Below are 7,701 nucleotides of genomic sequence, written 5' to 3' on the forward strand. Positions count from 1 at the left end.
CGCCGCGGCCTGACACAGAGAGGACAGGGCCACCCTCCACAAACCACGGGACGTGACCGCCTCTCGCAGCCTGCCGAAGGGCGACCGGCCTGCTCAAGTGCTCCCCCAGCCTGCTCAGGTGCTCGCCCAGCCTGGCGAAGGGGGAGAGTCGGTCAGGTCGCCTCGACCTCGCGGATGCGGGCCTCCAGGCGGCGGAGCGCGCCGCGCAGGGCTCGCTCGGCGTCCAGCCCCTGCGCGGAGGCCGCCGCCACGGTGTCGAGCAGGGCGTCGCCGAGCGCCTCCTCGTCGTCCCGCACCTCGCGGGACGGGCGGGCCTCCAGCCCGACGCGCCCGGCCCTGCCCAGCAGCTTCTCCGCGAGCAGCAGCGACGGCATCGCCATCGGCACCCCGTCGAGCACGCTGGTGCGGTCGGCCTTCTCGCGGCGCTTCTGCGCCTCCCAGACCTCGACGACCGCGTCGGCGTCCGCGACGGAAGCATCGCCGAACACGTGCGGATGACGGCCGATCATCTTCTCGGCGGTGTCACGGGCGACGTCCTCGACATCGAAGCCCTCGCCGGGCGTCGCGGCGGCGAGGTCGGCGTGGAACAGCACCTGGTAGAGCACGTCCCCCAGCTCCTCGCGCATCGCGGCCACGTCTCCGGTCTCGATCGCCTCGACGAGCTCCGCGGTCTCCTCGATCAGGTAGCGGACCAGCGAGGCGTGCGTCTGCTCCGCGTCCCACGGGCAGCCGCCCGGCCCGCGGAGGCGCGCCATCACGGCGACGAGCCGGTCCAGCTCCGAGCCGCGCCCCTCCTCGTCCGTCATGCGGGTTCCGCCTCCGCCCGCGCCTCCGGCACCGTCGCGTGCTCGGCGCGGAACGCGGGCATCAGCGCGGCGATCAGCAGGGTGAGCACGGCCGCGACGACCACGCCGATGAACACCGCGGTCGAGGCATCGCTCACCGCGGCGGGAGAACCCGAGCGACCGGCCAGCACCGCGTTCGCGATCGCCCCGAACACCGCGACGCCGAGCGCCGACCCGACTGAGCGGAGGAAGGTGTTCGAGCCGGTGACGACGCCGCGCTGCCCCGTGGTCACGCTCGACTGCCCAGCGATGAGCGTCGGCGTCGCGACGGTGCCGAGGCCCAGGCCGACGACGAAGCACGCGAGGCCGGTGAGCCAGATGGAGGCGAACGGGGTCGCGACGAGCACGCCGACCGCGCCGACGAGCGCGACGGACGAGCCGATCAGCGCCGTCGGCCGGAAGCCGAGCCGCAGGTAGAGCCGTCCGGCGTTCGACGCCGCGATCGGCCAGCCGAGGGTCAGGAGGGCGAGCGCGAGCCCCGACTCCAGCGGCGTCGCGCCGCCGACCGCCTCCAGGAAGTTCGGCACGTACGAGGTCAGCCCGAGGATCAGCGCACCGACCGCGGCGCTGATCAGCCCGGTCGTCAGCAGCAGGCGGCGCGAGAACACCCAGAGGGGCAGCACCGGCTCCGCGGCACGCCGCTCGACGAGCACGAACGCGGCGAGCAGCGCGACCGCCGCGACGGGCAGCGCGACGCCGGGCACCGACGCCCAGGGCCACGCCTGCCCGCCCTGCAGCAGCGCGAGCAGCAGCGCCGTGAGGCCGAGCGTCAGCAGGACGGCGCCGGGCACGTCGACCCGATGCGCCGCCCGGTGGGGCGACTCCCGGTAGCGGCGGACGAGCAGGGCGGCCGCGATGCAGAGCGGCACGTTCACGAAGAAGATCCAGCGCCACGACACGAACTGGGAGAAGACGCCACCGAGGGTCGGGCCGACGACGGAGGAGATCGCCCACACGCTCGCGAGGTAGCCCTGAGCCTTCGCCCGCTCCGCCAGCGTGTAGATGTCGCCCGCGACGGTGATGGAGGTCGGCATGATCGCGCCCGCGCCGAGGCCCTGCACGGCGCGGAACAGGATCAGCGCGAGCATCGAGGGGGCGAACCCGCAGAGGATCGAGCCGAGCAGGAACACGCCGATGCCGAGCAGCAGCAGCGGCTTGCGGCCGACGGTGTCGGCCAGCTTGCCGTAGACCGGCACGGACACGGCCTGCGCCAGCAGGTACACCGAGAACAGCCACGGGAAGCTGGAGAAGCCGCCGAGGTCGTCGACGATCGACGGCACCGCGGTGGCGAGGATCGTGGAGTCGATCGCGATCAGCCCGGTGGAGAGCATGAGCGCCAGCAGGATCGGCCCGCGCTCGGACCGCAGGCCCACGTCGCGGCGGGTGATCGGGGACGCGGGCGGGGCACTCACTCCCAGCCCCAAGTCACCGCCCGCGCTGCGCATTCCGTTTCGAAGGAACTTCTGCGCACCCGGACGAGAAGTTCCTTCGAAACGGAAGGGTCAGCCGGCCGGGGCCGCGAGCAGGGCCACACGGTAGGCGCCGCCCTTCGTCTCCTGCTCGGCCAGCTTCTCGAAGCCCAGCCGGGCGTGGAAGGCGAGCGACGCGGGGTTCTCCGGGCGCACGTTGACCTCGCAGGTCACCTCGGCGCGGTCGAACTCGACGGCCCGCGCGAAGGCGGCGGCGTACAGCGCCCGGCCGACGCCGCCGCCGCGCTGCGCGCCGTCGACGACGATGCGGTCGACGTAGACGAACGAGTCGTTCCGCGCGGCGAACCAGCGGTAGTTCTCGCTGGCGTAGTCGACGTGCGGATCCATCGCGAGCAGGAAGCCGACCGGCTCGCCCGGCTCGACCTCGGCGACGACGGCGAGGGAGGCGGTGACGACCACGCCCGCCAGCTCCTCCGCGGTGGCCGGCGGCACCGCGGGCGCCGCCGCGTTGTTCATCGCCAGCACCGCGGGCAGGTCGGCGGACTCGAGCGGGCGGACGACGACGGGCACGGGCGTCCACGATATGGGCTCCAGGTGCAGCGGGCAGGATGCGGGGATGCTCCGACGTGCGGCTCCGCTGGCGGCGGCCGCCCTGCTCGTGCTCGGGCTCGCGGGCTGCGGCGCGCGCACGGCGGCGCCCACCTCCGCCAGTCCGCAGCGGACGACCGCCTCCCCGACGCCGCTGATCACGCCGTCCGCGGAGGCGGGCGAGGTCGCCCGGGCGACCTTCGGCGGCGGCGCGACGCGCGACGGGGCCGGCCGGCTGCCCGCGACCGGCCAGGTGGCGGTCGAGGTCGCGTGCTCCGGCGCCGACGCCGGCGTGCTCACCTGGCGGCTGGAGACGGAGGCGGGCGTGTCGCTCGGCCTCTCCGGGCAGGCGGACTGCAGCGCGCCGCCGACCACCTCCTGGCTCGGGATCACCGCGGACCCGCGGCCGGACCGCGTCCGGATCGTGCTGGAGCCCGGGGACGGCGTCGTCGCGGGCTGGGCGGTCGTGCGCATCGGGACCCCCTGACCCTCAGTGGGCGAGCAGCTCCAGCGCGATCACCGCGAGGCCGAGCGCCGCCTCCGCGAGCAGCACGACCAGCCGCTGGAACCACGGCAGCCGCAGCCGGCGCACCGCGATCCAGCCGATGGCGACGAGCGCGACGATCAGCGCGATCTCCGCGCCGCGCAGGGCGCCGTCGAGGGTCCACACGTGCAGCGCCGCGAGGCCGAGGAAGGCCGACGGCAGCACCAGCACGGCGAGCGAGCCGACGACCACGCGCAGCATCGCGGACAGCTCCGCCCGGGTCGGCAGCGCCTCGTGCGCGGTGATGTGCGACACGACGTCGGCGACCAGCACGGCGAGCAGGGTCGCGACCACGGTGAGCGCGAGCGTGCTCGCGGCGCCGCCGACGGAGGCGTGCTCCGCCAGCTCCGAGCGCAGCGCCAGCACGACCGCGAGCGCGGTGAAGGTGATGTAGATCCGCTCCTTCAGGGCGTCGGCGCGCTGCTCGCGCTCCCGCGTCGCGTCCGTCACCCCCTCATCCTGGCCCCGCGGCTCGATGGAAGGATCGTCCCGTGGCCTACCGCACCGACCGCGCCCTCCTGTCCGCGCCCGCCGTCGACGACCTCGCGACCGCGCGCGTGCGCGACGGGAAGGCACCCGCAACCTCCTGGGCGCTCTTCGGGCCGGAGGGGGTCGTCGCGACCGGTGCCAGGGGCGACGCGGACGTCGCCCCCGTCCCGGACGCGCGGACCGCGTTCCGGGTCGCGTCCTGCACGAAGAGCCTCACCGCCGCGACGCTGCTGACGTTCGTCGAGGAGGGGGCCGTGGCGCTCGAGACGCCGCTGACCGACGTGCTCGACGCGGCCGTGCTCGGCGCCTCCCGCGCCCCGACCCTCGGCGAGCTGGCGTCCATGGCGGGCGGCATCCCGATCGACGACCCGTGGGCCGACCGGCAGGAGTCGATGACCGCGGCGGCCTTCGACCGCATGATCGGCGACGGCATCCGGCTCGCCTACGAGCCCGGCACGACGTACGAGTACTCGAGCTTCGCCTACGCGATCCTCGGCCGGGTGCTGGAGCGGCTCGGCGGCCGGCCCTACCCGGCCCTGGTGCGCGAGCGGCTGCTCGACCCGCTCGGCCTGACGGCCCTCGGCTTCGACCGCGGCGTGGACGCGCCGATCGCGGCCGGGTACGCGAAGGTGCAGGACGAGTGGGTGGAGCAGCCGTGGGCCGAGCCGGGCGCGTTCTCCGCCCTCGGCGGCGTGATCGCGAGCCCGACGTCGCTCGCGACCTGGACGGGATGGCTCGCGAGCGCGTGGCGCGAGGACGCGACCGACGACGTGCTCGACGCGGCCGGGCGACGGTCGATGCAGGAGCCGCGGACCCGCGTGCCGGGCTCGGCCGGGCACCACTACGGGCTCGGGCTCGTCGTGGAGGAGGACCCGCGGCACGGCCGCGTCATCAGCCACTCCGGCGGCTACCCCGGCTACGGCGCCCACATGCGCTGGCACCCGGCGAGCGGGCTCGGCGTCGTCGTGCTCGAGAACGCCCGCTACAGCGGCGCGACGGTGCCCGCGACGCAGGCGCTCGCGCTGCTGCTCGACGGCGCCGCCGATCCGGAGGCGGAGCCCGCGCTCTGGCCCGAGACCGCCGCCGCCCGCGAAGTGGTGGAGGGGCTGCTGCGCTCGTGGGACGACGGCGCCCTCGCGGCGATCGCGGCCGACAACGTCTCGCTCGACGAGGCGTTCGCGCTGCGCGCCGCGCACGCCGCGCGCCTCCGGGACCGGGCCGGGCTGGCGGCCGACGCGGCGGTGCCGCCGCTGACCGCGGCAGCGGCCCGCAGCGAGTCCTTCGCGCACCTCGTCTGGACGGTCCGCGGCGCGACCGGCGCGATCCGCTGCGAGATCCGGATGACCCCGGTGCGCACCCCGCTGCTGCAGACCCTCTCCCTCCGGCTCGCCTGACGCACCCCGACCGCACACCTGCCGCTCCCGGCAGACGACACCCCGCTCCCGGCGCAGAAAGTGGCAAGCGTGCGCTTCATCACCTCCGACCGCGGGTCGGCGACGCTGCTGCTCGCGGCCGCTGCGCTCGCGCTGGTGCTCGCCGCGACGCCGCTCGGGCCGGCCCTGATCGGCGCGCGCGACCTGCCGCTCGCGCTCGACGCGACCGGGCTGCGCCTCACCCCCGGCCTCGTGGTCAGCGACGGGCTGCTCGCGATCTTCTTCCTGCTCGTCGCGATCGAGCTGCGGCACGAGCTGACCGGAGGCGACCTGGCGCATCCCGCCTCCGCCGCGGTGCCGGCGCTCGCCGCGCTGGGCGGCGTCGCCGCGCCCGCCGGGATCTACCTCGCGGTCGCGGGGCCTGCCTCCGCGGGAGGCTGGCCGATCCCGACCGCGACCGACATCGCGTTCGCGCTCGGCCTGCTCGCGCTGGTCGGGCGGGGGCTTCCCAGCCGCGTGCGCGCGTTCCTCCTGGCCCTCGCGATCCTCGACGACCTGGTGGCGATCCTGCTGATCGCGGTCGTCTTCCCGCACGGGATGCAGCCGGTGCTCGTGGTCGCGGCGCTCGTGCCGCTTGCGGCCTTCGGCGTCGTCGCCCGCCTGGGCGGGCCGTCCACCGCCCGCACGGCGGCGCTCTGGGTGTTGGGGCTCGCGGTCTGGTACCTCGTCGCGCGGTCGGGGGTGCACTCGACGCTCGCCGGCGTCGCGCTCGGGCTCGCGCTGCCGTCCGGACCGGGCGCGACCGCCGACCGCCTCCTGCAGCCCGTCTCCCGCGCCGTCGTCCTGCCGCTGTTCGCGTTCAGCGCGAGCCTGATCCGCGTGGAGGACGTCGTGCTCGGCCCCGTGTTCGTCGCGGTCGTGCTCGCGCTGCCGGTCGGCAAGCTGGTCGGCATCACGGCCGGCGGGCTGCTGGGCCACGCGGTGCTCGGGAGACGGTCCCCGAACCCCCTCCGCCCGGCCGAGCTGGTCGCGGTCGGGCTGGTCGGCGGGGTCGGCTTCACCGTGTCGCTGCTGATGGCGCAGCTGGCGTTCGCGGAGGCGGGGACGCGCTCCTCCGCCACCCTCGGCGTGCTGGTCGGATCCCTGGCCGCGATCGTGCTGTCGGTGGCCGTGGTGCCGCCGATCGCCCGGAGATCCCGCTCCCACCCCTGATCACGAGCACGATCGCAGGAAGAATGCACATCAGCAGGAAGAGAAGGGCCCGCTCTTCCTGCTGATGCGGATTCTCCCTGCCGACGGACTCGGTTCTTCCTGCTGACGTGCTCAGGTGCGGGGGAAGCCGAGGTCGACGCCGCCGTGGGAGGGGTCGAGCCAGCGGCTGGTGATCGCTTTCTGCTGGGTGAAGAACTTGACGCCCTCGGCGCCGTGGGCCTTCGTGTCGCCGAACAGGCTCTGCCGCCAGCCGCCGAAGGAGAACGTCGCGACCGGCACCGGGATCGGCACGTTGACGCCGATCATGCCGACCTGCACCTCGTGCTGGAACCGGCGGGCGGCGCCGCCGTCGTTGGTGAAGATCGCGGTGCCGTTGCCGAACGCGCCGGAGTTGATCAGCGCGACGCCGTCCTCGTAGGAGGCGACCCGCACCACCGACAGCACCGGCCCGAAGATCTCCTCGGTGTAGACGCGGGAGGAGGTGGGCACGCGGTCGATCAGGGTGGGTCCGAGCCAGAACCCGTTCGGGTCCCCGTCCGCCTCCACGGCCCGCCCGTCGACGACGACCTCGGCGCCGTCCGCGATCGCGACGTCGATGTAGGAGGCGACCTTGTCCCGGTGCTGCTTCGTGACCAGCGGGCCCATGTCGCACGAGCGCCGGCCGTCACCGATCCTCAACGACGCCATCCGGGAGGTGACCTTCTCGATCAGCGCGTCCGCGACGGTCCCTCCCGGCTCGGCCTCGCCGTCGCTCCGCGCCGCCGAGGAACCGGCCGGCAGGGGCCCATCCACCGCGACGACGACCGAGATCGCCATGCACCGCTCCCCCGCGGAGCCGAAGCCCGCGTTCACCGCGGAGTCGGCGACCAGGTCGAGGTCGGCGTCGGGCAGCACCAGCATGTGGTTCTTCGCGCCGCCGAGCGCCTGCACGCGCTTGCCGTGCCGCGCCGCGGTCTCGTAGATGTACTGCGCGATCGGCGTCGACCCGACGAACGAGATCGACCGCACGTCCGGGTGGGTCAGCAGCCCGTCGACCGCCTGCTTGTCGCCGTGCAGCACGTTGTAGACGCCGTCCGGCAGGCCCGCCTCCTGCCAGAGCCGCCCGATCCACACCGCGGCGGAGGGGTCCTTCTCGCTCGGCTTCACGACGACGGTGTTGCCCGCGGCGATCGCGATCGGGAAGAACCACATCGGCACCATCGCCGGGAAGTTGAACGGGC

General features: G+C 74.7%; 8 protein-coding genes. 3 read left to right on the top strand and 5 right to left on the bottom strand.

The genetic code is table 11. From position 1 onward, the window contains the following. Positions 1-152 precede the first annotated feature (152 nt). The 3 genes from ACFE60_RS15935 to ACFE60_RS15945 all read right to left on the bottom strand — a co-directional run bounded on the left by ACFE60_RS15935 (position 153) and on the right by ACFE60_RS15945 (position 2,845). Entirely contained in the window at positions 153-806 is a 654-nt protein-coding gene (locus ACFE60_RS15935; protein WP_375389844.1) for a YabN family protein, read from the bottom strand. Then, positions 803-2,176 carry an MFS transporter gene (locus ACFE60_RS15940; RefSeq protein ID WP_375389851.1) on the bottom strand — a complete coding sequence of 458 codons (1,374 nt, stop codon included), beginning with the start codon at positions 2,174-2,176 and terminating at the stop codon, positions 803-805. The genes ACFE60_RS15935 and ACFE60_RS15940 overlap by 4 nt, the downstream gene beginning before the upstream one ends. A gap of 171 nt (positions 2,177-2,347) precedes the next feature. Continuing rightward, on the bottom strand, positions 2,348-2,845 hold the full coding sequence (locus ACFE60_RS15945; RefSeq protein WP_375389845.1) for a GNAT family N-acetyltransferase: 498 nt from the start codon (positions 2,843-2,845) through the stop codon (positions 2,348-2,350). Between the two features lie 46 nt (positions 2,846-2,891). On the opposite strand from ACFE60_RS15945, the gene ACFE60_RS15950 reads away from it, so the two are divergent. Beyond that, on the top strand, positions 2,892-3,350 hold the full coding sequence (locus ACFE60_RS15950; RefSeq protein WP_375389846.1) for a hypothetical protein: 459 nt from the start codon (positions 2,892-2,894) through the stop codon (positions 3,348-3,350). Between the two features lie 3 nt (positions 3,351-3,353). Here ACFE60_RS15950 and ACFE60_RS15955 read toward each other — a convergent pair whose 3' ends face one another. After that, positions 3,354-3,857, bottom strand: coding sequence for a hypothetical protein (locus ACFE60_RS15955; protein WP_375389847.1), 504 nt, complete (start codon positions 3,855-3,857; stop codon positions 3,354-3,356). A gap of 41 nt (positions 3,858-3,898) precedes the next feature. Here ACFE60_RS15955 and ACFE60_RS15960 point away from each other — a divergent pair, with 41 nt between their 5' ends. Continuing rightward, on the top strand, positions 3,899-5,290 hold the full coding sequence (locus ACFE60_RS15960) for a serine hydrolase domain-containing protein (RefSeq protein ID WP_375389848.1): 1,392 nt from the start codon (positions 3,899-3,901) through the stop codon (positions 5,288-5,290). Positions 5,291-5,359: 69 nt separating this feature from the next. Continuing rightward, the gene (locus ACFE60_RS15965) at positions 5,360-6,481 is read left to right on the top strand and encodes a Na+/H+ antiporter NhaA (protein ID WP_375389849.1); all 1,122 of its coding nucleotides are present in this window, start codon (positions 5,360-5,362) and stop codon (positions 6,479-6,481) included. 111 nt (positions 6,482-6,592) lie between these two features. On the opposite strand, the gene ACFE60_RS15970 is transcribed toward ACFE60_RS15965, so the two are convergent. Continuing rightward, on the bottom strand, positions 6,593-7,701 hold a 1,109-nt coding region (locus ACFE60_RS15970), incomplete at its 5' end, for an aldehyde dehydrogenase family protein (protein ID WP_375389850.1).

The organism is uncultured Amnibacterium sp., assembly GCF_964245895.1.
Classification (GTDB): domain Bacteria; phylum Actinomycetota; class Actinomycetes; order Actinomycetales; family Microbacteriaceae; genus Amnibacterium.

What these genes read in the sequence shown, in the direction of transcription:
- ACFE60_RS15935 (WP_375389844.1), bottom strand. Translation starts at nt 806, where the DNA reads ATGACGGACGAGGAGGGGCGCGGCTCGGAGCTGGACCGGCTCGTCGCC.
- ACFE60_RS15940 (WP_375389851.1), bottom strand. Translation starts at nt 2,176, where the DNA reads ATGCTCTCCACCGGGCTGATCGCGATCGACTCCACGATCCTCGCCACC.
- ACFE60_RS15950 (WP_375389846.1), top strand. Translation starts at nt 2,892, where the DNA reads ATGCTCCGACGTGCGGCTCCGCTGGCGGCGGCCGCCCTGCTCGTGCTC.